This is a genomic window from Labilibaculum antarcticum (assembly GCF_002356295.1).
Taxonomy (GTDB): domain Bacteria; phylum Bacteroidota; class Bacteroidia; order Bacteroidales; family Marinifilaceae; genus Labilibaculum; species Labilibaculum antarcticum.
Genome location: NZ_AP018042.1, coordinates 2,751,086 through 2,776,513 on the forward strand (window position 1 = coordinate 2,751,086; position 25,428 = coordinate 2,776,513).

Below are 25,428 nucleotides of genomic sequence, written 5' to 3' on the forward strand. Positions count from 1 at the left end.
GGTTCGCTTGCGCTTTCCGAAAGGATTATTAGATTATTATGGTAGCTTCAGGAACGCGACTCGCTAAAGACTTTAGACTTTTATAAGTTATCAATGCTTGGAGCTTTCCATTTTACGCTTTCCACTTTTCTGCCTGAGGCAATATTAATGGCCATTGAGTTTCTGTATTTGTCGTAAATCATTGCGAAAGTCATAATTAAACTGGTTCCAATAATAACACAAAGTAATATTCCCGGTTCAAAATCTGCAATTTGGGCTTCGGCCGGTATGCTGTAAAATAAAAGAACTGTAATTAAACCACGAGGGGCAATGAACAATTGCGGTATAATATCTTTTCCGGAAAAAATGCGAAGTATAATGTATCGGATCGCATAAATTGAAATCAAAATCAGGAAACTTATTATAGTAACATTTAGGCTTAGCAAAGAGGAAACCGCTATGGAAAGACCAAAAATCACAAAGAAAAAGGTTCGGACAACAAAGGCTGTTTCTGCTGTAATTGTATGTAGCTCATGATAGATATGATGTGCTTTATCGAAATCAATTAATTTTGAGAGTTTGCCTTTGAAAAAGAGTTTCATATTCGCGATTACCAATCCGAATATCAGGATGATAATAAGCGAAGAAAGGTGCATCTTTTTTCCCAGAGCATAGAGTAGTAAGAGTACTGCTATCAGTAAAAAGAGTTTTACCTGACTTTTAATGCGTTGAAAAATTAAAATGATCGCATAACTTGCTACCAGAGAAATAATAATGGTGAGCAGAATGTTCCCTGCAAAACCTGTTACTCCGCTATCTTCTGCAGGATTTAATTTTCCGGTTAAAAAATAGAACATCATAATTCCCATGATATCCGAAAAAGTACTTTCGTAGATGTGAAATTCTTTTTTACTCGCACTTAAACCTGATACACTGGGTATGATAATGGCACTGGATAGTATCGACAAAGGAGTTGCGTAAAGCCAGGCCGATTGCATGGTCATTCCGGGAATGAAATTGTAAAGGATCAATACAACTGCCCATGTTGATAAAATAAGGCCGGTTAAGGCTACGGTAAACGATTTTAGGATGGGAACTAGTTTCTCTCTTTTCAGTTCCAGTTCAAGGGCTGCTTCCAGCACTATCATAATTAATCCAACAATTCCCAGAACTTCCAGAATGGGAAAGAAATTTAATGTTTCTGCATTGAAATGTTTTAGTATGTATTGCAAACCAACGCCCAGCACAATCAGCATCAATACAGCAGGAATGTTTGTCTTTCTGGATAATCCATTAAATAAAAACGATAAAATTATGATTATGGATACTTCAATAATCAAATTATAGGATGAAATGATTTCCATGATGCTTACTTAAAAATGTTGGTTAGACTTGTTTCAATCTGTATTTCATGTAAAAAGGCAGTTAAATCTTCGGTGGTGGCACCATTTTCCAGAGTATACTGAAATTTATATACCTCAGGAATTTCACTGCTCTTGATGCTGGGTCTTTGTCCTAAATCTAAAATTGGATTATCAAAAATTAGATTTAATATCTGTTCTTTAGTTAGTTGTGTGTTCAGGTATAGTGTTTGCCTTAATTTGGTATTCACATTTGAGTTGATCGCAAATCCTAAATTTTCAATCTCGGTGTAATTAATAAACCGTTCTCCATATTCGGCGTTGATGATTAAACCGAAGGATTGAAGACTCTTAACTTCTCCCTTAAAATCACCTATTGTGATAAATGCGTCGGTGCTTACCAAGGGATTTGCCCTGAAAAAAATCCCGCTCACGTAGTTTTTGATATAGTAGAAACCAAAAAGACTTATAAAAACCAATAGAATACTGTGTGTAACGTAATTGATAGATATAAAATCAAGCAATAAAAGCGATATTGCAGCGGGTTTGTAAAATAAAAGTTCTTTTCTTAAAAAGCTTATTATTTTTTTATTGGTTACGGTCTTTTTAGCAAATCTCTCGCCAATGTAGGTGATAAGCTTTAGCATCCAATAGATGGCTATCAGCAGTATAAGCAGGCCTAATAAACCGCTCCATGTGTATAGTGTCTCGATATTTTCCATTTAGTTGAGTACTCCTCTGTATTTTAGAATTTCACGAATGTTGTGGTACAATACTGGATTTAAAACAAGATTTCCTTCCGGATTTCGGAGAAAAACTTTGGTGTTGGTTAATCGTTTTAATCCCGATTTAAATGAGCTGTCGTATTGTTTGCCCAAAAAGTTTTTCAATACAATTTCATTAATGTGCTTGTATAGTAATACATATTTAAGAATAATGATTTCTTCGTTGTTGAAAAAATCTTCAAATTCATATTCCTTTTCCTGATAAACTACGTTGTTGTCATCAGCAGTGGTGATTGCATACGTCCATGCCTGCAATACTTCACCCATATTATAGTCGTAATCTCTACACAATTTTTGGACGTAAAGTTCCAGTTGTTTGTTGAGTAGGGGAAGTCCTTTTTCATTAACCAGGCTTCGGTGCGAGGCACCATGCCGCAACAGAATGGCTTTGTATATCTCATCAACTTTAGCCTTGTTAACATCTATGATGGAACTAAACGAATGGGAAAATGGAAGTCTTTTATCCAGATGAGACTGCATGGCATTTGAAGTCGTCATGATAACGAAAACTTGATCCGATTCTGATTCTATAAATTCTATGGCGGCTCTTACATTATTCAGGAAACTGTGATTTTTGTCCCTCCAAAGTTCCAAATTGTCAATTACCAATAAAGGCTTGAAATTATAGGTGTGTTTCTTAATATGCTGAAGAGCCTCTGCAAGGTTTTTTGTTGTCTTAAATTTTCTTCCTTCAACAGAAATTGTACTATCAACTTCGAGAACAATACTTTGTTTGTCGAAATAATCTTTTGCCACACTTTCTATAAAAGTAGATTTTCCACTTAAATTATTTCCGACCACAAGTATCGCTTTGCTATGCCCTTTTTTCCAGAGATTTAATGTTTCCTGAAGTTTTTGTTTCTCTGATTCACGGGGAACCAGAAATAAATCGCCAATGAAATTTTTATTTAAAAAAAGAGTGTCGTAGTGAACGTTTGATGCCTTGAATGTCCTGTATTCAATGCATTTGGAGGCGTTTTCTAATTTTTTGAAAGGACTTTTAACTGTGCTAATCTCATATCTTGTACTAAAGAAAGACTGGAGGTTTTTTATTCTTTTTTCTACATCCAAAAAGAAATTATTTTTGGAAGACGTGAGCTGGGTTATCGATGATTGCAATGAAACTTTCAAGAAATCTTCGGCGTCGTAAATGTTTGTAACCAAGAATTCGCTGTTTAAATTTTCCTGAACCTGGCTAATTATTTTCCTTTGCAACTTTTCATTCGTATTGACAGATTGCAAAAGGTTTTGTAAACTTTGAACCTGAGAAGGTAGGGTTTCCAGCGTATTGTTGTTTTTCAGTAAAGTTAAACTGCTTTTTAAATTTAGTAAGCTATGCTTATAAAAAGCAATCAAATTAACCCTGTTTTGCCACAACTCGATCAGATCGGGAAACAGCATATAATTCAACCATTTTTTAGCCGATTTATTGAAATTTATTTTTTTGATGAGAAGTAAACCATCCTCACTGGCAACAGGAATATTGTTTTCTTTAAGTGCTGCAATTTTCGATTCAATATCAAAGGCATAGCTTTCCTGTTGTGGATTTTTTAAGTCTAAATCATCCAAGATATCTTCAATTATCGAAATGGTATCTGAAGTTTTAACCGGCTCATCCAGATTCTTAACTGAATCCATAACCATCGCTATGGTTTGTTTGGAACTTTCAAGCTCATTAATAAGCGTTGAACAAATGGTTTGGGTATGGTTTTTAATATCCTTAAAAATGAGGATGACATCAGATAAGGTCTGAGTTGATTTTTCAATTTCTTTTGCTTGATTTTGTATGGTTAGAAATTGATTTTTATACACTTCCCAAGGGTTTTGCTGGTGTTTGGCTTTGGAAATAAGTTTCTTCCTTTTTTTATCTGTGTGCTGAAGCGGATTTCGTTCTGCACTTATTTTCTGTACAAGGGAATTGATTGCTTTTTCTAAAATTGCTTTGGATTCTTTTAAGTGATTCAGAACAGCCTTCTCATCGACCAGTGATTCTTGTTTTTTATTTTGTGAAATATGAACTTGTAACAATACATCGCGATGTATCAACATCGTATCCTTAAATAACTCAGCTAACAGATAGTGTAAGCTGTGTATTGTAGTGAAGTCTAAATTTTTGCCGGTTTGTACTTTGTTGTATTCCTGATCGCAAATTGTGATAAATAAATTGCTTACGTCTATAAATTCTTTTAGAATAAGCTGAGAAAGCCTTTCTGTTGTCAGGTTTTGTGCCAATAGGTTTAGATAGTCCTCTAAATGTTTATTTAAAGTCTCTAAAATACCTAAGGAATTGATTGGCAGATTTTTTTCTTTATCAGACTTCATGTGTTTCAAATCTTTATTATTCATAGTAAACCCAATGCAATATAAGAATTTCAAATTCATGATTTTTACAATTTAAAATACTTTTTATGATGATTTACAAATAAAAAGAAGGAAAGAGTTATCGTGTTGAGAGCGCTGTAGAAAGAGGATTAAAAAGGAAAGACTAATTATTTTAGTGCTTGATTTCAAGTATGTGTTTGAATAGACAGGCATTTATTATTACTTTTCGATCAAATTAAAAAATACTAGCAATGTTTCGTAATATCACATTCCTTATTTTCTTTGTTTTCAGCCTGACGCTGAATGCACAAAAGGTAGAAATACTTTACTTCACAGACGCGCATCAGATTTTTCCGGTGGATGATGTAGACGGTGGAAGAGGTGGTGTTGCCCGCCTAAAGACGATTGCAGATAAGCTTAGGGCAAAAAATCCAAATACCTTGGTGATTCATGGAGGAGATTTGTGTGGGGGTGTTCTGTTTGGCGGGATGTACAAAGGAGAACCCATGATTGAAGCTTTTAATCAAGTTCCTGTTGATGTCTGCAATTTTGGACAGCATGAATTTGATTTTGGCGCCAAACATACCATTGAACTTCTATCCAAATCTAAATCGCAGTGGTTTACGTCCAATCTTAAAAATAGAGATGGTGATGTGTTTGGTAATTTACCTGCTTTTTTGATAAAAAAAATAGGCGGTTTGCGAATCGGGTTTATCGGGCTGACTGACGCCATGAATACAAGTATTCATGATGATTTGGTGGTTCAGGAGGATTTGTTTATTGCTGTTTCGGAGCTTCTGCCTGAAATGGGGAATGTTGATTTTTTGGTACTTATTACCCAAACCAATTTGGATACCAATCGGAAATTATTGGAACAGTTTCCTGAAATTGATCTGATTTTAACCGAAGAGCAGTTCGAGCACGAAAGCAATATTTTTTACAAAGGGAGTGTTCCGATTGTTGCTACTGCAGGGAACATGAGTTCAGTTGCTAAACTGAGTCTTGAAAAGAATAAAAAGCCACTCGTTGAAATTATTCCTTTAAATAGTACTGTGCTTCCAGAGAAGTATTTAAGAGATATGGAGCTGTATTATAAAAAAGACATGGAATTGCAATTGTCCGAAAAGATTGGTCGCTTGGAAGCTCCTCTTCGTTTTAGAGATGGGATTATCGGCGAAAGCCTTGCCGGAAATTTAATTACTGATGCTTTTCGGGGATTGCACAATTCCAATGTTGGAATTATTAATGGAGGAGGAATAAGAGCTGATGTCCCTGCAGGAAATTTCACTTTAAAATCTGTTCGTTCGCTACTTCCTTTTGGAAATAAAATCTGTCAAATACTAATTAAGGGGAAGGAATTGAAAGAACTTTTAAAAGAGCATGCCGCAGATAAAAGTGGTCAATTACTTCAGGTTTCAGGTATTAGTTACCAATATACCTCTGCCGACAACAAGATCGTTGTTGAGAGGAATGGCGAGGAGTTGGACGATGAGGAATTGTTGACGGTTTCCTTGAATAATTACTGTTTGGGTAATTTAAAAGGGGAATTTGAAGTTTTAATCGATGAAATAAACCCTAAAGCAATTGAGGATTTTGAAGTACTTAAAGCATACTGCAAAAAAATGAAAGTTGTAAAGCCTGTTTTGGAAGGGCGAATTTTAATTTTGTCCGAATAAATAATCACTGAACATATCGTTATATTTTATGGTAAATATTATATTTACCTTCAGATAATTAGAAAATTGATATGTGATGTTGAAACGAATGATCTTCTTGTTGGTGTTCTTAAGCATTTACTCTTATTGTGTAAATGCGCAAGTTCAGCCTCAAGAATCGAAATACTTCTTTTTTATTGAGCCAGAGCTAATGCTTGGTAAAACAGTTTCAAACTACAATGATTTCCCAAAAACGGATGCTGTTCAATCAGTCTTCCTGAGTGTTGGAATAAAGGATACCCGTAATCTGCATTCCAGCCAATACTATAACCATCCGACCACGGGGCTGAGTTTTTCCTATTCCAATTTTGGCAATGATTCAATTCTGGGTAAAGCTTATGGCATTATGCCTTTTATCCAATTTCATCCTTGGGGACATCTGCAAAAAGCATGGTCGCTAAAATTTGGAATGGGGGGAAGTTATTTTACGAAATCGTATGAGGATAGTGAACAAAATTTAGCGATTGGGTCTAAATTAACCTGGTCTTTTCAGGCTTTTCTGTATCGTGAATTATTTGCGCTGAATCGACTGAACTTTCGGATTGGGGCAGGTTATCTGCACTCTTCAAATGGTCACACCAAATTACCGAATATGGGCTTAAATTCCGCTCATGTTAGTCTTTCTTGTCAGTGGAATTCCCGAATATTGATTTCAAAGAAGAAAGATGTTTATTTGGGCACAGATGCCGATCCAGATCGAAAATATTTTATAAATGTGCGAACCGGATTGGGGATTCATGAATATGGAGGGAAAAGCAAGCCTGTTGGTGGCGAAAAAGGCAATGTTTACTCGACAGCTTTAAGCGGAGGAATTCTTTTTAAGCAACATCTTAAGGTTCGTGCGGGTTTTACTTATCGCTTTTACGAACATTATTACGATCAAATAGAGGAGAGCGCAAATGAAGATTATATTGATTCTCCTTCGTGGAATGCTTCAAACATCTATTTTCACTTGGGAAGTGAATTCTTGATTGGGCATTTTGGATTGGATATTGAAGGTGGATTGAATCTTTTTAAACCATTCTATAGTGAATACTACAAAACCTATGGAGGAGGTGCGAGTGAAGTGAAATACAAGTTGAAAAAGTATTTCTCGAGCAGAATGGGACTTAATTTTTATTTCATAAATACAAATAAGTTGCCGAAGAATAATTTCTTTATCGGAGCAAATATCAATGCCAATTTTGGTCAGGCCGATTTCTCGGAAGTGAATTTCGGTTACACTTATACTTTTTTGTAACTAATACCTGCAGGTAAAACAAGTATGTGTTCGTTTCACCTGCAGATTTTTAATTGTGTGTCTACATTAGGCTGATTGCCAGAGTCAGATAAAAACTACGTCCTGGAGCATAAATTGCTTGATTACTGCCTTTTATCGATCTGTTTAGATGCTCGTAATAGGCTTCATCAAAAAGATTTCTTACACCACCAACTAAGCTGATTTTATCCGAGAAATCGTAAGATGCTTTAATATCGGCAAGGGTAAAAGCGGGTGTTTTGCTTTCGCCGTAATTACTTGATATTCTATTTTGCTCTATTGCATGTCGAATCATTATTTCCGGATGAAACTTATTTTTGCAAAAGGAAGCTCCCAGTGCATATCGAATATCGAGCGGTGGTATTTCAGGCAAGGGCTGATTGAAATCTATGTTTTTGGCATAGGTGTAGGCAATATTTGCCTTGTGATAAATGGAAGATGTAATTTTCTGATACCAGGATAATTCGAAACCTCGCATAACTGCTTTATCGATGTTGTAATATTGTTTCACACCAGGTGCAGAGGCTAATCTAGGTGTTAAATCGGCTCTGATTTGTGAGCTAATGTAATCTCGTAACATGGATGCAAAAAGAGTGATGCCCAATTCGGATTGATCGGTTTTCCAGGTGAAGCTATAGTCCAGCTGGTAGTTTTTCTCCGATTTCAATCTTGCATTTCCAATCCTCTCGTACGGATCAACATCTACCGCTAAATAGTTGATGAAACGTTCGGTTATGCTTCCGCTGCGTTCTGCTCTGCCCAACCACAATCCCATTCTTATTTGCTTCGAAAAATCGTGGGTGGCTCCAAAACTTGCTGAAATATTTAGTTTGTCGGATGGATTTTTTGGATTGGCATTTACAAATTCGGTGGTTATTTCTCTACTCTTGGCACTGTTGTGTTCCAAGCGGGTAGAGGCAACAAAATAGACTTCTTGTATTGCAAAATGATATTCTCCAAACAAAGCCATCTTGGAAATTTTACTATCCTGCCAAAGGTTATCAAAAAGAGTTTTTCCTGCCATTGGCCCTATTAGCATTTCGCGGGAACGGATTCCTTCTGCTTCTTCCGCTTTGTAGTCGATGCCAGCAAATAGAGAACTGGTATTGAATTGAAAGCTTGCCTCCGATCGACCGCCATAGTTTTTGGTTTTCGCCAAAGTGATCGCATTCACCGTTCTCGGATTCAAATCTTTTGTCAGGTTATCCATGATGTGATCAACAAAAGAGCCGTAAATGGAAGTGGATAGGGAGCTAATGCTTGAGTTCCTGAAGTTGATTTTATGAGCAAGACTAAACAACCAGGTATCATCTTCTCGCAAATCCATATTCAGGGCAGGAAAATCAACATCTTTGGCGAAGTTGTTGTTTGCCGATAGTTTGATGCTCTGAGAATCGGATAGTTTAAATACACTGCTCATTCCGATGTTGCGTCGGTTAAAACCGGAAGGAGTTTTATTGCCATTGCCATCTTCGTAATCATCCCCTTCGCTGTAGGCTCCGTAAACACCAAAATTGTAAAATTCCCCTTTGGCTCCGGCCAAGGCTTCTGTGCGAAATACATTGCCATTACTTTCGTAACTGCCGCTTGCCCTGCCAAATGCTTTTGTGGAATCACTAAAACTTACAGGTGCCGATTTAAAATGGATACTTCCACCAAAAGCATTCCCAAATCGTAGTGAATGCGGACCTTTTACAATTTCTACCCGATCGACCATGCTCATTGGAATTTGACTTGCCGGAGGATCCATTCGGTTTGGGCAAGCCGCAGTTGCGCTCATTCCATTGTCCATTACCAGGTTTAACTGATCGTATTTAAATCCGCGAAGCACAGGATCGAAACCATAGCTTCCACTTTTTCGAATGCCGCCAATTAAAGCACTCTGGCTTAGAAAATCGCCAGCGTCGTGCGATAACTTATCGCTGATACGGACTTTCATGATATCGCTTTTAGCAGTGCTGTTTGCTCTTGCAATTACTGTAGTTGGGAGTAATGAAATATATGATTGGGTGAGAGTTAATACTCCATTTTGTAATGCTTCCTGTAGTCTATCGCTTGGTATTTCAAGTTTGCCATAGTTAACATGAGAAATTTGAAGCTTTTCTGCAGCGATAAATTTGATCGAAATGTCTCCTTCAAGGGTACTTGTTCCTTTCTGATTCTGATAAATGAAATGGGCATACGAGATTGACTCTCCAGTGTCAGCATCCTGCAATTTAATAGTTTGTTGTGAATGCGCTTGCATCCCAATTAATAGGAAACAAACGATTAGAATATTTTTCATTCCTGTGTATTTTAGGTAGAGTAATTACTTGGTATGGGTAGTTTGCTTGGGTCGTTAAATTACGATGCAAGCCTCCCAATAAAGTTTGATTAACAGTGAATTATCAATTTATGATTGATAACAAGAATTGATCAGAATTTGATTTTTGGAGGATGAAAAATATCAAATGAATGTTGAATGGGATGCAATGGTTCCGAGTAAACTAATCGTTTTTCTGAACCAAGAATTTCAGGTTCCTTTTTAAGGATACTTATGCTTTGAATAAATAGTTGATATTCTTTTTCAGTGATTTGTTTATCCTTTGTAGACTCTTCTTTTTCGTGTTCTTGTATTTGTTTTTTTAAGTGACACTTTCCATTGCACTTCATTTCAGGTTTGTCTTTATTGGTACAAATTGCGGCAAAATAATCCTGATTTATTGTAAAGTTCACAGTGATAAATACCACTTCAAAATTTTGAAATGAGAAGATAAAAAGGAGCAGGTATGTGAAAAGTAATTTCAGAAAAAAGATATTGAACGTTTAGATTATTAAATGTAAAGAATTTTAATGAAACGAGATTGCTCTAATTTTAATCTTGACATTGAGTAATCTCATTCAGTTGGCATGGGGAAGTAGAGTTTTAGCTTAGGGGATCTGAAAAATATCCTTGAATATCATTTTCAGGTCTCGTGATATCAATCCAAGCTCTTGAAAGACCATTTTTAGATGATGATTGGAGCAAAATTACCTTAACGAGTATCAATATTTGATCCTCGTCGACATTGAGGAGGTGTCTAAGGGGGTGCAAAATATCCTAAAGGATGTGAGTTCCTACTTCGGATACCTCCCAGACATCCTTCGGTATCAAGTTTAGATCCCGCGATACCATTCGAAGGTCTCGTTAGATCAATTTTAGGTCTCGATAGACCTCGGGAAGGTACCCTAAGGATGTGTAAAACATCTTGAAGGATGTAAAAATGGTCTCGAAGGATCTTGGCGAGGTATCTGTTGGGGGGCAGGAGGTACCCTTTGGGGGTTCCGACCCCCAAAATTCAGAAATAAATATCTTCAGAAATCAAAAAAGCTTATCTGAGTGACAGATAAGCTTTCTTTATATTTTATGAAAATAAATTTATAGATTAATAACCTTATCGGCATCAGCCTGAAGGGTTATGATATCAGGCATGCTTCCAACTGTTCCAACTTTTATTTGATCAGATAAGTTGAAATAATCCAAACAGGTTTTGCAGGCAAGAAGCTGTACTCCTTTTTTGCTGATATTTTGTAAAGCTTCCAAAGCAGGAGAGTTTTCACAGATTAACTTTACTCCTGCATTGTAAAAGACAATGATTTTTGGTGTTCTGCCATCAGCATCCAGTAGTTTAAAGTAATTGGTAATTAATTTCAAACCCAATTCTTCGCTGCCGGTTCCCATTCCGTTCTGAGTAACCTGAATTAATGTATTTCGTTGCATATGGTTTTATTTAACGCTAATGTAAGGTGCATCTGAATTTGTACGCTCTACCATTTTCCCAATCGGATTTAGATCGAAGCCTTCGCTTTTAGCCAAAGCAACAAACTCGTTGATGTGATTGTCGTCAACAGCTACCAAAAGGCCGCCACTTGTTTGCGGATCGCAAAGCAATGATTTCTGATCTTCGGTAATTGCTCCAATTAAATGTCCGTAAGAAGCCCAGTTTCTTCGGGTTCCACCAGGAGTGCATCCTTGTTGAATTAATTCTTCAACACCTTCAATTTTAGGTACGGCAGCATAATCAATTTCAGCGTTTACATTACTGCCTTCGCAGATTTCACTCAAATGTCCCAATAAGCCAAAACCAGTAACATCAGTCATCGATTTGATATAGGTTTGCTCACCAAAAATGATTCCAACCTTATTTAGAGTACACATTAAATCGACAACGATTTGATTATTCTCATGTGCAATTAATTGCTTTTTTTCGGCTGTTGTCAGCACACCAATTCCTAGTGGTTTGGTAAGGAAAAGAGTGCAATTTGGAGTTGCGGTATTGTTTTTCTTTACACGATCGGTGGCAACAAGTCCATTTACCGATAGTCCAAAAACAGGATCGCCAATATCGATGGAATGACCACCGGCCAATTGAATTCCTGCATCAGCACAAACATCACGGGCACCTTCCACTACTTTTTGAGCAATATCAGTAGATAGTTTTTCCAAAGGCCAGGCCAAAATTGCCAAAGCCATAATTGGTTTTCCGCCCATGGCATAGATATCGCTGATGGCATTCGTTGCCGCAATTCTTCCAAAATCGTAAGGATCATCAACAATTGGAGTGAAAAAATCGGTTGTGCTAATTAAAGCCTGCCCATTTCCCAAATCGTAAACTGCAGCATCATCCTTCGTATCGTTACCCACCAACATTTTTGGATTGGGGATTAGTGGACTGCTGCTTTTCAAAATGCATTCCAGATCTTTAGGTGATATTTTGCAACCACAGCCTGCTCCAGGACTAAATTGGGTTAATTTTTTTGTTTCCATATTGTTTTTGAATCGATTAAAACGCTGCAAAGGTATTACTTTTTATGTTTTCATCATTCCGATGAATGGGCTTTATTGTTAAAAGTTGCAAAACAGTCCAATCGAGAATTCCAGTTCCTTGCTCGTTTTTCTTGTTTGTTTTTTCTTGTTTGTTTTTTCTCTGTGCCGCCCTGTGCTCTCTGTGGTATATTTGTGCTTCGATGTGGTTTAGTGAGAGGAAAGTGAAAAAAAGCTAACCACGGAGGAGCACAAAGGATCACAGAGTTTTCTTGTTTAGTTATTCTTTCTTCTCTGTGTAGCTCTGTGTTCTCTGTGGTTAATTTTGAAATTCCATCTTCTTATATCAACTTATAATTGTTAATTTTGGTTTTACATCATTCTAAAATCAGAAACTTGATAGCGATTAAAAATAGTTTTAAAGTATTTCCAATAGCCGTTTTGGGATTTTTACTCTTGGGTTGTTCTGCTCAATGTAATTTACCGAAGGAGAAAAAGTCGCTTGAACAGATTTCTAAAACTAATTGTGATGCTTTTACCTGTGTTTCGGAAGTGGATACAAATCTTCAAGATGAGCTGAAGAAGCAAGGAAAGCGAATGCTTCAAATTTATTTAATTCGCCACGCCAAACCCAACGTGAAAAAGAATTGGTTTTATTCGGCTGATGAGGCCAGACAGTATGTACTTGATTATAATTCCGCGCCAATCATTCCTTTCGATTCGTCACTTGTGTCTGTTCATTTAAGACCAAAGCACACAATTTATTGCTCCAGTTTACCACGTTCGCAGGAAACGGCATTAAAAATTTTTGGAGATAAATTTCCTATTGTTTCTGATTCTATATTTCGGGAATTTGAAATTAGAATGGTATCAGCGAGTAGCTTTTTTAAAATGCCACTGGGCATTTGGCAGGCTTTTAGTCGCGGAAGCTGGATGCTCGGGTTTAATCATCGGGGAATCGAAAGTCATAAGGAGGCAAAGCTTCGAGCCAAACAAGCCGCTGAAAACTTAATTAAAGTTGCTCATGATGAGGAAACAGCAGTTCTCGTTGCTCATGGCATGCTGAATGGCGCAATAAGCAAAGAATTGGAGAAGGAAGGATGGAAGTTGATTCGAAGGCAAGGGCAGGTTAACCTGGGTGCAACCATCCTTGTTAAGATTGTTGATATTAATGAATGAGCTTTGAGTAAATTTGCCTGCACTCCTCACTGCTTATTGTTGACTGTTTCCTGAATTATTTTTTCCTGATCATCATTAATCCATGTCGTATTGGGAGCAGTAAGTTCTCTACTCTCGAATCCTCTTGAATAAATTTATTAAAGGATATTATTCCTTGGGTTTGTTTGTCATGGTTCTCAATTTCGTTCACTACTTTTCCATCCCATAAAACATCATCAGCTAAAACAAAACCACCACTTTTCAGTTTTGGAAATACGGCCTTATAATATTCAGTGTACTGATCTTTTGCTGCATCAATAAAAACCAAATCGAAATTATCCTCAAGTTGAGGAATAATTTCCAGGGCATCTCCAATGTGAAATTGAATGCGATCTTCAAATCCCGACCGCTTTATGTATTTGCGGGTAAATTGCTCGAGTTCGTCGTTGCAGTCGATGGTGTGAATAATACAGTCCTCGCTGGTCCCCATTGCCATGCTTATTGCCGAATAGCCGGTGTAGGTGCCAATCTCCAAAATACGCAACGGACGAATCATTTGGCAGGTCATCTTTAGGAATTTTCCCTGCAAATGACCCGACAACATTCTTGGGCGAAGCATCTTTACGTGGGTTTCACGGGTAAGATCTTTTAATACAGTATCTTCTGTTTCGGTATGATTCAGTATATAATCTTCAAGTTCTTTATTAACGTCTATCATGCCTATTTGTACATCAAAGTGGTTAACAGATCTTTATTTAGGATTTCATTAGCAACCTCGAGTAATTGCTCGGCCGTTATGCTTTCTACCTTTTGATACAATTCTTCCAACGAGTCAACTTTATTGTATAAAAGGAAGCTTTTCCCTATACTAAGCATCAAATTTTCATTGTTTTCAGATGAAATTGCGATTTGTCCAATCATCTGATTCTTTGCTCTTGTCAGCTGTCCCGGTCCCAGTTTTTTTGTGCATAGTAATTCCATCTCCTTATTGATTAAACTTAGGCACTTATCCAAATTGCCTTCGTCTGTACCAAAATAGATGCTGAAAACACCTGTGTCGGCATAAGGGGTGTAGTTTGCTTCAATATTATAAGCCAATCCGTGTCGTTCACGCAGCGTTAAATTCAAACGTGAATTCATACCCGGACCACCCAATATATTTGTGAGCAGTGATAAAGGAACTCGTCGTTCATCATCCAAATCGTAAGCTATATTCCCCATTATACAATGTCTCTGATAAGTCTTTTTTATCATGGTTTGTGTGCGGGCTTCGTACGAATTTGGCTTTTCCCTTTTGGTCGTGCGAATGTTCTCAGGAATATTCCCAAAGTACTTCTCCACGATTTTAACCAATTTGCTAAAATTGATGTTTCCAACCGAACTAATTACTATTTGATCTGTGTGGTAGTTGTTCTTAATGAAATTCAAAATATCATCACGCTTAAATTTCTTTACGTGTTTTGGTGTTCCCAAAATATTTCGTCCAATAGGATCATCTTTGAAAATTAGTTCTTCAAAATCATCAAAAATCAATTCTGATGGAGAATCTTTATAGGAGTTGATCTCATCTAAAATAACTTCCTTTTCTTTTTCCAGTTCCTTTTCGGGAAAAATGGAATTGAAAGTAATATCACTAATTAGTTCTACAGCTCTTTTATAGTCTTTATCTAGAAAAGTAGAGAAAATACAAGTTTCTTCTTTCGTTGTATAGGCATTTAATTCTCCGCCTACATCTTCCATTCTGCTAAGAATATGGTAAGCCTTACGTTTTGTGGTTCCTTTAAACACAACATGCTCTATGTAGTGAGCAATCCCCCATTCTTCTTCTTTTTCATCACGCGAACCGGTATTTAAAATAATTCCGCAATGAGCAACATTTGCATTCACGGAATGGTGAATTAACCGGATACCATTTGATAATGTGTGAGTTTCGAATACCATATATTAATTTATTAGAGCGCAAAGGTAGTAAGAAGTTTAGACTCCAATAAAATTACTTTCTAATTTTATCGATTTAATTTGGTGATTTTATTTTTTTGCGTACTTTTGCATCGCTCAAGTAAAGAGGGTACCATAGCTCAGTTGGTAGAGCAATGGACTGAAAATCCATGTGTCCCTGGTTCGATTCCAGGTGGTACCACATCCTTTTTCTTTGAGTAACAACACCAATAGGGTACCATAGCTCAGTTGGTAGAGCAATGGACTGAAAATCCATGTGTCCCTGGTTCGATTCCAGGTGGTACCACGAAGAGAGAGAAAAACGCAATGTTTTTCTCTCTTTTTTGTTTTCTGGACTTTTAAAGATTAAATTAAAAAATATTCTGGTTCGTCCTGAATTCTATGTGGGCAGGCAGTATTACAAAAAGAGAGGCGGATGTTAAGTCTTTTTATTTTTGTAAAAAGTGATGAAAATAGTAATTGAAATAATTTAATAAATGAAAAAAGCCAATAACCATTTCCTGTTATTGACTTTTATAACATCTGTCTTACTAAAGTAAATTCAAACTTTAGTTCGCATCAATCAGCTCTTCCAATCCTTTTTTCTTGAATTCTCGTTCGGTTGTCGATAAAGCTTTTGCAGCTGTTACAACAGGGAAATTACCTTGTGAAATGTAATTTAATGCAGCGTTAAAGTTCGATTCGTCGATATCTCCAAAGTCATGACTTAAATCGTCAGAAATTTCAAGATCAACAGGAATACCATCAAAATAGCCACCTTCGTCATTTGCATTGGTAATGGAAAAACTAATTGGCACAATTGCCAGATTCAAAGCTTCCTCCTCGAATACGTACATGCCAACTGGTTTTCCATGTGTCGTACTTCCTATTAAAATGACATTCTCTTCTCCCATGTATGGTTTTAATCCATTAATAACCATCTCACTTGCCGAAGCCGTTCCAGACGTGGTAATTACGAAGACTCTTTCGAAACCATAGGCTGAAGTTTGTGACTCAAATGCTTCTGTGAAATTTTCACTTGTTTTTGAATTGTTGTGTGATACTTTTGAGTAAACTTCACCAGCATAAGCATTGCCTGTAATTAATGAAGCTAGCTGATTTGATATGTAGGTGCTGCCACCGCCATTGTACCTTAAATCCAATACAAGTTCTTTTGCATTTTGTTCTCTAAAATAGGCAAAGGCTTCGTTTAATTCGTCTTCTGATTTTCCTAAAAAGCTGTCGAATGCGAGATAGGCAACTTGAGTTCCTACATAAGGAATAACTTCTTTTTTTAATACTGTGTTTTGATCCAGCACCTTTTGAGAAGCGGTGATTTCTTTTTGTTCTCCGGCATTGTTTTCAAAAATGAAGGTTCCGCTCGATCTGTCGAGTTCATCTAATATTTGCTCTTCATTTAAGCTTGAAATAGCCAATTGGTTAATGCTTACCAGTATCCATCCACGGGTAATTCCTTCTGCAGCCAAAGGTGATTCATCAAATATAAGTTTCACTCTTAAATCATTATTGCTATCAAATTTAAAACTAAGACCATAGCCAGTATAGGTGCCATTCTCGAAATAGGCTAGTAAATCATCAAGGTTGGCGATATAACTCCAACGATCGTTTGTCGCGAGTAAATCATCAAAATAGTCGTTTGCCGATGAGTAATTAGCTGAACTAATATCTGGTAAATCATCATTCCACAAATACCACTCTTGCATTGTTTCATCAATGATTTCGTAGGCCGATTTATCATTGTTTGACCGTGGTAATATATTATTATCATCACTGCAAGACAAAAATAGTGAGGCGAAAATTACTAAAAGTGAATATTTATTTAGAATTGAAAATTTCATTTAGTGAGATTTAATGAGTTTGATGTTATGGTTCATTCTAAAAAAGACATTTTTGAATTAACAAAAATCATACCTGTTTGTCATTTTAACGAGTAAAACTTGCATCTATTGTTCAATTTTCATCAAAACGACAGATGGAATCAATCTAAATAGTGTCGCGAAAAAATTGATACTGAATTGTATTGATGTTCTATATTTACTATTTATACTACTTGTGGCTGAGTTTGTTTTGTGAAGTACAAATTTTCTTTACATTTGTAGCACCAAATAAAGGGTACCATAGCTCAGTTGGTAGAGCAATGGACTGAAAATCCATGTGTCCCTGGTTCGATTCCAGGTGGTACCACGAAAAAGCCGATCATACGATCGGCTTTTTTTGTGCTAAAAATTAATACCAGAGTTTGTTACATGTTTGCCCCGAAAGCTTTAGGGGCTAGGTGGTACCACCTAAAGAGAGAAATACGTAATGTTTTTCTCTCTTTTTTGTTTATATTGAATTTAAGGAAAAGTATCTGGTTTGTCCCAAAAGCTATGTGGCCGGGGCAGTATTACAAAAATAGAGGCGGATGTTAAGACTTTTTATTTTGTGAAAATTGAAATCTACATATTGCACAGTGTATCCGCAAACTGCTATTATATAGGCTACACAAAAGATTTAACAAATCGCTTGACTCTTCATGAGGAAGGTGTGTTTGAAAATTCTTTCACTTCAAATTATAAAGATTGGAAATTGTTTTATCGTTTAGAATGTGAATCTATAGCTCAAGCAAGGAGCATTGAGAAGCATATTAAGCAAATGAAGAGTAAGAAGTACGTTGAAAATCTACTTATTTGCGAAGATATTTCTATTGGTTTGTTAGAGAAATATGGGTAGTGCCCTGGTTCGCCCCGAAAGCTTTCGGCGCCAGGTGGTACCACGAAAAAGCCGATCATACGATCGGCTTTTTTTGTGCTAAAAATTTATACCAGATTTTGTCACAAGTTTGCCCTGAAAGCTTTAGGGGCGTACCACCTAAAGAGAGAAGTATGTAATGTTTTTCTCTCTTTTTTGTTTATATTGAATTTAAGGAAAAGTATCTGGTTTGTCCCGAAAGCTATGTGGCCGGGCAGTATTACAAAAATAGAGGCGGATGTTAAGACTTTTTATTTTATGAAAATTGAAATCTACATATTGCACAGTATATCCGCAAACTGCTATTATATAGGCTACACAAAAGATTTAACAAATCGCTTGACTCTTCATGAGGAAGGTGTGTTTGAAAATTCTTTCACTTCAAATTATAAAGATTGGACATTATTTTATCGTTTAGAATGCGAATCTATAGCTCAAGCTAGGAGAATTGAGAAACATATCAAGCAAATGAAAAGTAAGAAGTATGTCGGAAATCTAACACTTTACGAAGATATTTCTTTTCGTTTGTTAGAGAAATACAAGTAATTCCCTGTGTTCGCCCCGAAAGCTTTCGGGGCCAGGTGGTACCACGAAAAAGCCGATCATGTGATCGGCTTTTTTTGTGCTTATGAATCTAGGAATCCATTCTAAACGTTAAAGTTTGAATAAATTGCAAAAAACAAACGTTTTCGCTCTAAAATAAAGAAATTCAAGTCTCTAACTAATTTTTTTATTTGAATTAATACGATATTTTTGCAAGACTTAGACGAGTAATAAAGAATTTAAGATATAAAATACTTCAAAATGACAAATAATAAAAAAGCTTTGTTGATGATCCTTGACGGATGGGGGATCGGTGATAAATCAAAATCAGATGTAATTTCTTCAGTAGCGACTCCGTACATGGATAGCTTATTGGCAAAATATCCTAATTCTCAGTTGCAGGCTGCAGGTAGGTTTGTTGGTTTGCCTGATGGACAAATGGGTAACTCAGAAGTAGGTCATTTAAATATTGGTGCTGGTCGTGTTGTTTACCAGGATTTGGTGAAAATCAATATTGCTGTTGAAGAAGGTACAATTAAAGCAAATGAGCAGGTAGTTAAAGCTTTTACTCATGCCAAAGAGAATGGTAAAAAAGTTCACTTGATTGGTTTGATTGGTAATGGTGGTGTTCATGCATTAAGTGCTCATGCAATCGCTCTTTGTGATGCTGCGCAAGCTTTTGGATTGAAAGATGTATTTGTACATGGATTAACCGATGGACGTGATACAGATCCAAAATCAGGATTAGGATTCGTTAAAGAATTTGTTGAAGCAATTGAAACTACGGGTTCTGCGAAATTTGCATCTCTTATTGGCCGTTACTATGGTATGGACAGAGATAGCAATTGGGAGCGCGTTAAACTTGCTTACGATTTATATACAAAAGGTGAAGGTGTATCTGCGACTAGTGCTGTTACTGCAATGGAAGAATCGTATGCAGCAGGTGTAACTGATGAATTTATCAAGCCAATCGTAATGGTTGATGAGGCAGGAGCTCCTCTTGCTACAATTGAAAAAGGTGATGTGGTTATCTGTTTCAACTTTCGTACCGACCGTTTGCGTCAATTGACAACTGTGTTTACACAGGAAGACAAGAGGGAGTTCGGAATGCATACTATTGATGTAGAATGGTACACCATGACTTGCTACAATGCGAACTTTAAAGGTGTGAACATAATCTACAATAAGGATAATGTTAAAAACACAATGGGTGAGGTTGTTGCTAAAGCAGGGAGAAAGCAAATTCGTATTGCTGAAACTGAAAAGTATGCTCACGTAACTTTCTTTTTCTCGGGTGGTAGAGAAGCTGAATTCGAAGGTGAAAGAAGGTTGATGGTTCCATCTCCAAAGGTAGCTACTTACGATTTACAACCAGAAATGTCTGCTCCTGCTGTAGCTGATATGATTACTGCTGAGCTAAATGCTCAATCGGCAGATTTTGTTTGTTTGAATTTCGCTAATGGCGATATGGTAGGACATACTGGAGTTTATGAAGCAATTTCGAAAGCAGTTCAGGCTGTTGATAAATGTGCCGAGCAGGTTGTTGAAGCTGCAAAAGCTAATGGTTATGATGTAATCATTATTGCGGATCACGGAAATGCTGATTTTGCTGTAAATGCAGATGGTTCTCCAAATACTGCTCACTCTTTGAACCCGGTTCCATGCATTTGGGTAACTGATAGTTCTAAAGGAATTGAAAATGGTATTTTAGCTGATGTATCTCCAACTTTATTGGATATCATGGGAATTGAGAAACCAGAAGACATGACCGGTAAATCTTTGATAAAATAAAAGATTGTAACTGAAAATATAAGTTTCCGTACTATCTTTGCCGATAGTACGGATTTTTTTTTCTAAAATCCACGAAAGTAAAAATTTAAAAAGTTAAGTATAGTGTTACAAATAGGAAAAGCCATAGTAAGCCTCGATGTGATTGAGAAGAAATTCATTTGTGATTTTGGCAAATGCAAAGGGGCGTGTTGTATTGAGGGAGATTCCGGTGCACCTTTAGATGATGATGAAAAAGCTATTCTCGAAGAGATTTATCCGGTTATTAAGGAATATCTTACAGAAAAAGGGATAGAGGAGATTGAGAAACAAGGTACTTCGATGATTGATTCTGATGGCGATTTGGTAACTCCTATCATCAATGATAAAGAATGTGTTTATACGGTTTTTGAAAACGGATTGGCTTTGTGTGGTATCGAAAAGGCTTATTTGGATGGTAAAATAAAGTATCACAAACCAATTTCATGCTCTTTATATCCTATCCGAATTGATAAGTTTGCTGAATTTGATGCCGTGAATTATAACAAGTGGGATATTTGTAAAGCAGCAAGAGAGTTAGGATTTAAAAATGGAACCCCTGTTTATGTTTTCCTAAAAGAGCCGTTAATTAGAAAATACGGTAAGGATTGGTACGAGGAGTTGACGTATGCAGCAGAGCATATTGATGAAATTATGAAGAAAAGATAGATAGGTACTATTCCTGGAATTAAAATATACAAGCAGCGGCTCATAAGAGTTGCTGCTTTTTTTTGTGATCTACTTGTGCGACATTTGGAAATAATTCTCGATTCTACTAATTAAAGTCTCATCATCTATTGTATATTTACCTTTCAAAATACTTAATTCTTATAAACACATTATCATGAATAACATTAAAGCATATATTGAAGAGAACAAAGAGAGATTTTTAGAGGAATTGTTTGGTCTAATTCGTATTCCATCAATTAGCTCGATTGAAGCAAATAAACCAGAAATGTACAAAGCTGCAGAATACTGGAAGCAGTTGATGTTGAATGCTGGTGTTGATAAAGCCGTAATTCTGGAAACAGAAGGAAATCCGGTTACCTACGGAGAGAAAATTATCGATCCAAAATTGCCAACAGTAATGGTTTACGGTCATATGGATGTAATGCCGGTTGATCCTGTTGCTCTTTGGGATACAGATCCTTTTGAGCCAGTAATTAAAGATGGTAAGATTTGGGCTCGTGGTGCTGATGATGATAAAGGTCAGTCATTTATGCATGCTAAGGCTTTCGAATATATGGTGAAGAATGATTGTCTTCCGTGTAATGTGAAGTTCATGATTGAAGGTGAAGAAGAAGTTGGATCGCCTAATCTTCCAAAATTTTGTGAAGAACACAAAGAAATGTTGCAAGCGGATGTGATTTTGGTTTCTGATACCGGAATGATTGCTCCGGACATACCGTCTATTACTACCGGATTACGTGGATTGATGTATTGGGAAGTTGAAGTGACTGGCCCTAATCGTGATCTTCATTCAGGATTATTTGGTGGAGCTGTGGCAAATCCAATCAATGTGTTGGCTAAAATGATTACTCAAATGGTTGATGATAATGGTCATATTACCATTCCTGGATTTTACGATGATGTAATTGAGGTAACCAAGGAAGAAAGAGCAATGATGGCTAAAGCTCCATTCAATGTTGAGGAATACAAAAAAGCGATTGATGTAAAAGAATTAGCTGGCGAAAAAGGATATACTCCTTCTGAGCACACAGGAATTCGTCCTTCTTTCGATGTTTGTGGAATTTGGGGTGGATACATTGGCGAAGGTGCTAAAACAGTTCTTCCTTCAAAAGCAACCGCTAAAATTTCTACTCGTTTGGTTCCAAATCAAAACTGGGAAAAGATTTCAGTTTTATTCAAAGAACATTTCGAAGCAATTGCTCCTGACTGTGTAAAAGTAGTGGTTACTCCATTGCATGGTGGTCAAGGATATGTTTGTCCGATTGATTTCCCTGCTTATGTTGCCGCTGAGAAAGCGTATACTGAGGTTTATGGAAAAGCTCCTGTACCTGTTCGTAGTGGTGGAAGTATTCCAATCATTTCAGATTTTGAAGAAATTTTGGGAACTAAATCTGTATTAATGGGATTCGGATTGGAAAGTGATGCGATTCACTCTCCAAATGAGAATTTTCCATTGGAACAGTTATTTAATGGAATCAATACAATTCCATTGTTCTATAAATATTTTGCCGAATTGAAGAAGTAATAATTTACAATTCAAATATAATGAAAAGGGTATTCTGGCTAGGAATATCCTTTTTTTTAGGCTCAAATATATTTTGGTATGATCACTTTGAATTTTACTTGAGTTTTTCTACAATTGACGATTTTTCAATTCTATAATTATTATTTTATTTCATTGATACTTCGGAATCGTTTAAAATAAAGACGAAACCTTGAAATTCGGCAATTTTCTGATTATGTTTGTACTTAGGTTCAATTGTGTGGATTTCTGACGGGAATCAAGCTTATTGCCGGATAAATCGGAATAGATCATACAAGTTGAGTAAAATTATTGTCATGGATGAGATTTTTGGAAAAATAGGATCGGCTCAAACTCTTAGTCAGAAGATTGAGCGCCGAATAGAAGAGGCCATTCGCCAGAAGAAATTGTTGGTTGGAGCAAAACTTCCATCGGAGCGGGAATTGTGCGAGATGTTTGCCGTAAGTCGAACTGCTTTGCGTGAAGCTTTGCGTAGATTAAGTGCCCGGGGTTTGGTTGAAATCAAAAAGGGAAGTGGCATGTTCGTTAGTGAATTGAAAATAAAAGATGCCATTGATTCCTTAAATCTGTATTATGATCTAAGTTTTGATAGCAATTTAATTCCTCAAATTATTGAAGTGAGACGTGTTTTCGAGCCAGAAATAGCTCGTATGGCAGCGAATAACCGAACTGATAAGGATTTGGAACTACTTAAAAAGAGCATCACAGATTTGGAGGATTGCGATCCTGACAATACGCAATTGGAAGCAGATATCATTAATAAATTTCATTTGAATGTAGCTAAAGCTACTGGTAATCCTATTGTTATTATCACCATGGAACCAGTCTATTCTCTGTTACCTCGTATGCGTAATTTGATTTATGCGAATGTGGATGGAGAGAAAGCTTTTACGATCAAAGCTCATCGCACCATTTTTGAAGCAATCCGAGACAAGGATGCTGATTTGGCTTTTAAAGCAATGGTTGAGCAAATAAATAGGACTCTTGAGATTTATAAGCAGTATTTGAAAAAATAAGCGCTTTTTTTCAATAAAAAACGGAGATTGATGATTCAATCTCCGTTTTTTATTGTTCTAAAATTAATACCTATTTGTAAGCTTCAATGGCTTTTTTTACTGAGCCATGTTTTATAAGTAAGTTTTTTGCTGTCTCCTTGTCCAGGTTCAACTCTTCCATAATCATTTGGGTTCCACGTTCAATCAATTTTTTGTTGGTTAATTGCATGTTCACCATTTTGTTCCCTTTTACTCGCCCCAATTTAATCATTAAGCTGGTGGTGATCATGTTGAGAATCATTTTCTGAGCAGTTCCAGCTTTTAGTCTGGTGCTTCCCGTAACAAACTCGGGCCCAACAATTGCTTCCATTACAATTTCAGCTTCTTTGGAAACTGGTGCCTCAGGATTACAAGTAATACATGCTGTAAGCAGACCATTTTCACGAGCTTTTTTCACACCGCCTATTACATAAGGAGTTGTGCCTGAAGCAGCAATTCCTAATACTGTATCATTTTGATTAAAGCCATGTTCCTGTATTTCTTCCCATGCTTTATCCCAGTCATCTTCGGCCGATTCAACTGCGTTTCTCAAGGCTTTTTCTCCTCCGGCAATCAATCCAATTACAATATTTCCGGGAACTCCAAAAGTTGGAGGTAATTCCGAAGCATCCAATACTCCAAGTCGTCCACTTGTACCAGCACCAATATAAAATAATCTGCCTCCGGCTTTAACGCGATCAATAAGTAAGCTTACGAATTTCTCAATTTCAGGAATAGCACGATTTACTGCTAAATGTACTTGTCCATCTTCCTGATTAATTCCGCTTAATAGTTCTGTAACCGACATCTTTTCCAAATTGGAAAAGTTAGAAGAGGATTCTGTTATGTTGATTGAAGTTTTCTGATTACTTTCTTTGTTCATTTTTTTATTTTTATTCACCAAGATGGTATTGGATCAATCCTTCTAATGGGCTTTGCTGGATTTTACCCAAGCTTAAGCCTGTCTCTTTTGCAACCATTTGCAATTCATTTTTAAAGTAAAATGCAATACTTCCTATAAAATGAATTGGCAGGCTGATGTGATTATCGTATTGTTTTATATTGCGTTCAAAAAATTCACTAAAACTCTTTTTTACAAGTTGTGATACATATGGAGAGTGAATATTCTCAGAAAGAAAAACTGTAAACTGAGCAAGAAAGCGACTTGGAGCTTCCTCTTTGTATACTTTGTTTATAATATCAGCGTATTCCAACTTGTATTTTTCATAGAATGCACTTTTTATTTCCTTGGGAGCAAGATCTTTCAGTATATCAGCTATTAATTTTTTACCCAATACGGCTCCGCTTCCTTCGTCTCCTAAAATATATCCCAATGGCGGAACATTGTGTTCAATGTTTTCTCCATCGTATAAACAAGAGTTAGATCCTGTCCCAATAATACATGCAATACCTTTTTCTCTTCCGCAAACCGATCGGGCGGCAGCTAAAACGTCGCTGTTTATTTCACAATCGGCATCTGGGAATATTTTAAGTAAGGAATCTTTAATGATCTGCTTTTTTTCATCAACAGCACAGCCGGCACCATAAAAAAAGATTTTAGTAACCGAGCCAAAGTCATCAAGTGAGCTAATGATATTAATTATTGAACTCGTATTTTGATGGTATGGATTGATGCCTAAAGTCTGCTGATGTTTAGTTACGCCTTTACTTCCAAGCAGAACCCAATCAGTTTTGGTTGAACCGCTTTCTGCAATTAATATCATAGTTCTCTTTTTATAACATGTATGATGAGTGTTAATTT

General features: G+C 36.5%; 21 protein-coding genes and 3 tRNA genes. 12 read left to right on the forward strand and 12 right to left on the reverse strand.

Annotation, left to right across the window (positions count from 1 at the left end):
• Positions 1-80: 80 nt before the first annotated feature.
• The 3 genes from ALGA_RS10850 to ALGA_RS10860 are packed head-to-tail and all read right to left on the reverse strand — an operon-like array spanning position 81 to position 4,507.
• Positions 81-1,343: a cation:proton antiporter domain-containing protein gene (locus ALGA_RS10850; RefSeq protein ID WP_096429323.1), complete on the reverse strand. Its 1,263-nt coding sequence runs from the start codon at positions 1,341-1,343 to the stop codon at positions 81-83.
• Between the two features lie 5 nt (positions 1,344-1,348).
• On the reverse strand, positions 1,349-2,062 hold the full coding sequence (locus tag ALGA_RS10855; RefSeq protein ID WP_096429324.1) for a hypothetical protein: 714 nt from the start codon (positions 2,060-2,062) through the stop codon (positions 1,349-1,351).
• Positions 2,063-4,507 (reverse strand): ATP-binding protein, encoded by a 2,445-nt coding sequence (locus tag ALGA_RS10860; protein ID WP_096429325.1) that lies wholly within the window; start codon positions 4,505-4,507, stop codon positions 2,063-2,065.
• Between the two features lie 191 nt (positions 4,508-4,698).
• Here ALGA_RS10860 and ALGA_RS10865 point away from each other — a divergent pair, with 191 nt between their 5' ends.
• Both ALGA_RS10865 and ALGA_RS10870 read left to right on the forward strand, forming a co-directional pair.
• Positions 4,699-6,123 (forward strand): bifunctional metallophosphatase/5'-nucleotidase, encoded by a 1,425-nt coding sequence (locus tag ALGA_RS10865; protein WP_096429326.1) that lies wholly within the window; start codon positions 4,699-4,701, stop codon positions 6,121-6,123.
• A gap of 76 nt (positions 6,124-6,199) precedes the next feature.
• Positions 6,200-7,402 carry an acyloxyacyl hydrolase gene (locus ALGA_RS10870; protein ID WP_096429327.1) on the forward strand — a complete coding sequence of 401 codons (1,203 nt, stop codon included), beginning with the start codon at positions 6,200-6,202 and terminating at the stop codon, positions 7,400-7,402.
• A 61-nt stretch (positions 7,403-7,463) separates the two neighbouring features.
• Here ALGA_RS10870 and ALGA_RS10875 read toward each other — a convergent pair whose 3' ends face one another.
• The 4 genes from ALGA_RS10875 to selD all read right to left on the reverse strand — a co-directional run bounded on the left by ALGA_RS10875 (position 7,464) and on the right by selD (position 12,206).
• Positions 7,464-9,704 (reverse strand): TonB-dependent receptor domain-containing protein, encoded by a 2,241-nt coding sequence (locus tag ALGA_RS10875; RefSeq protein ID WP_096429328.1) that lies wholly within the window; start codon positions 9,702-9,704, stop codon positions 7,464-7,466.
• 131 nt (positions 9,705-9,835) lie between these two features.
• Entirely contained in the window at positions 9,836-10,135 is a 300-nt protein-coding gene (locus ALGA_RS10880; protein ID WP_162845431.1) for a hypothetical protein, read from the reverse strand.
• Between the two features lie 682 nt (positions 10,136-10,817).
• Entirely contained in the window at positions 10,818-11,159 is a 342-nt protein-coding gene (gene yedF, locus ALGA_RS10885) for a sulfurtransferase-like selenium metabolism protein YedF (RefSeq protein ID WP_096429330.1), read from the reverse strand.
• 6 nt (positions 11,160-11,165) lie between these two features.
• Entirely contained in the window at positions 11,166-12,206 is a 1,041-nt protein-coding gene (gene selD / locus ALGA_RS10890) for a selenide, water dikinase SelD (RefSeq protein WP_096429331.1), read from the reverse strand.
• 393 nt (positions 12,207-12,599) lie between these two features.
• Between selD and ALGA_RS10895 the strand changes: the two genes are divergently transcribed.
• Positions 12,600-13,382 (forward strand): histidine phosphatase family protein, encoded by a 783-nt coding sequence (locus tag ALGA_RS10895; RefSeq protein ID WP_145957615.1) that lies wholly within the window; start codon positions 12,600-12,602, stop codon positions 13,380-13,382.
• 55 nt (positions 13,383-13,437) lie between these two features.
• Here ALGA_RS10895 and ALGA_RS10900 read toward each other — a convergent pair whose 3' ends face one another.
• Both ALGA_RS10900 and ALGA_RS10905 read right to left on the reverse strand, forming a co-directional pair.
• Positions 13,438-14,079, reverse strand: a complete 642-nt coding sequence (locus ALGA_RS10900; protein ID WP_096429333.1) for an O-methyltransferase — start codon at positions 14,077-14,079, stop codon at positions 13,438-13,440.
• A 2-nt stretch (positions 14,080-14,081) separates the two neighbouring features.
• The gene (locus ALGA_RS10905) at positions 14,082-15,302 is read right to left on the reverse strand and encodes a M16 family metallopeptidase (protein ID WP_096429334.1); all 1,221 of its coding nucleotides are present in this window, start codon (positions 15,300-15,302) and stop codon (positions 14,082-14,084) included.
• A gap of 126 nt (positions 15,303-15,428) precedes the next feature.
• On the opposite strand from ALGA_RS10905, the gene ALGA_RS10910 reads away from it, so the two are divergent.
• A tRNA-Phe gene (locus ALGA_RS10910) sits at positions 15,429-15,501 on the forward strand.
• A 32-nt stretch (positions 15,502-15,533) separates the two neighbouring features.
• Positions 15,534-15,606, forward strand: a tRNA-Phe gene (locus ALGA_RS10915).
• A 262-nt stretch (positions 15,607-15,868) separates the two neighbouring features.
• Here the strand turns inward: ALGA_RS10915 and ALGA_RS10920 are convergent.
• The gene (locus ALGA_RS10920; protein WP_096429335.1) at positions 15,869-17,158 is read right to left on the reverse strand and encodes a S41 family peptidase; all 1,290 of its coding nucleotides are present in this window, start codon (positions 17,156-17,158) and stop codon (positions 15,869-15,871) included.
• Between the two features lie 273 nt (positions 17,159-17,431).
• Between ALGA_RS10920 and ALGA_RS10925 the strand changes: the two genes are divergently transcribed.
• The 7 genes from ALGA_RS10925 to ALGA_RS10955 all read left to right on the forward strand — a co-directional run bounded on the left by ALGA_RS10925 (position 17,432) and on the right by ALGA_RS10955 (position 23,648).
• A tRNA-Phe gene (locus ALGA_RS10925) sits at positions 17,432-17,504 on the forward strand.
• A gap of 240 nt (positions 17,505-17,744) precedes the next feature.
• Complete coding sequence (locus ALGA_RS10930; protein WP_197705742.1) at positions 17,745-18,032, forward strand: GIY-YIG nuclease family protein; 288 nt, start codon at positions 17,745-17,747, stop codon at positions 18,030-18,032.
• Positions 18,033-18,308: 276 nt separating this feature from the next.
• Positions 18,309-18,596, forward strand: a complete 288-nt coding sequence (locus ALGA_RS10935) for a GIY-YIG nuclease family protein (RefSeq protein WP_096433584.1) — start codon at positions 18,309-18,311, stop codon at positions 18,594-18,596.
• A 258-nt stretch (positions 18,597-18,854) separates the two neighbouring features.
• A complete protein-coding gene (gene gpmI, locus ALGA_RS10940) occupies positions 18,855-20,384 on the forward strand; it encodes a 2,3-bisphosphoglycerate-independent phosphoglycerate mutase (RefSeq protein ID WP_096429336.1) in 1,530 nt (509 codons plus the stop codon).
• A gap of 102 nt (positions 20,385-20,486) precedes the next feature.
• Positions 20,487-21,068 carry a DUF3109 family protein gene (locus ALGA_RS10945; protein WP_096429337.1) on the forward strand — a complete coding sequence of 194 codons (582 nt, stop codon included), beginning with the start codon at positions 20,487-20,489 and terminating at the stop codon, positions 21,066-21,068.
• A gap of 175 nt (positions 21,069-21,243) precedes the next feature.
• A complete protein-coding gene (locus tag ALGA_RS10950) occupies positions 21,244-22,614 on the forward strand; it encodes a dipeptidase (protein ID WP_096429338.1) in 1,371 nt (456 codons plus the stop codon).
• A gap of 314 nt (positions 22,615-22,928) precedes the next feature.
• Entirely contained in the window at positions 22,929-23,648 is a 720-nt protein-coding gene (locus ALGA_RS10955) for a FadR/GntR family transcriptional regulator (RefSeq protein WP_096429339.1), read from the forward strand.
• Positions 23,649-23,718: 70 nt separating this feature from the next.
• Here ALGA_RS10955 and murQ read toward each other — a convergent pair whose 3' ends face one another.
• Positions 23,719-24,549: an N-acetylmuramic acid 6-phosphate etherase gene (gene murQ / locus ALGA_RS10960; protein WP_096429340.1), complete on the reverse strand. Its 831-nt coding sequence runs from the start codon at positions 24,547-24,549 to the stop codon at positions 23,719-23,721.
• 10 nt (positions 24,550-24,559) lie between these two features.
• Positions 24,560-25,390, reverse strand: a complete 831-nt coding sequence (locus ALGA_RS10965; RefSeq protein WP_096429341.1) for an ATPase — start codon at positions 25,388-25,390, stop codon at positions 24,560-24,562.
• Between the last annotated feature and the right edge of the window lie 38 nt (positions 25,391-25,428).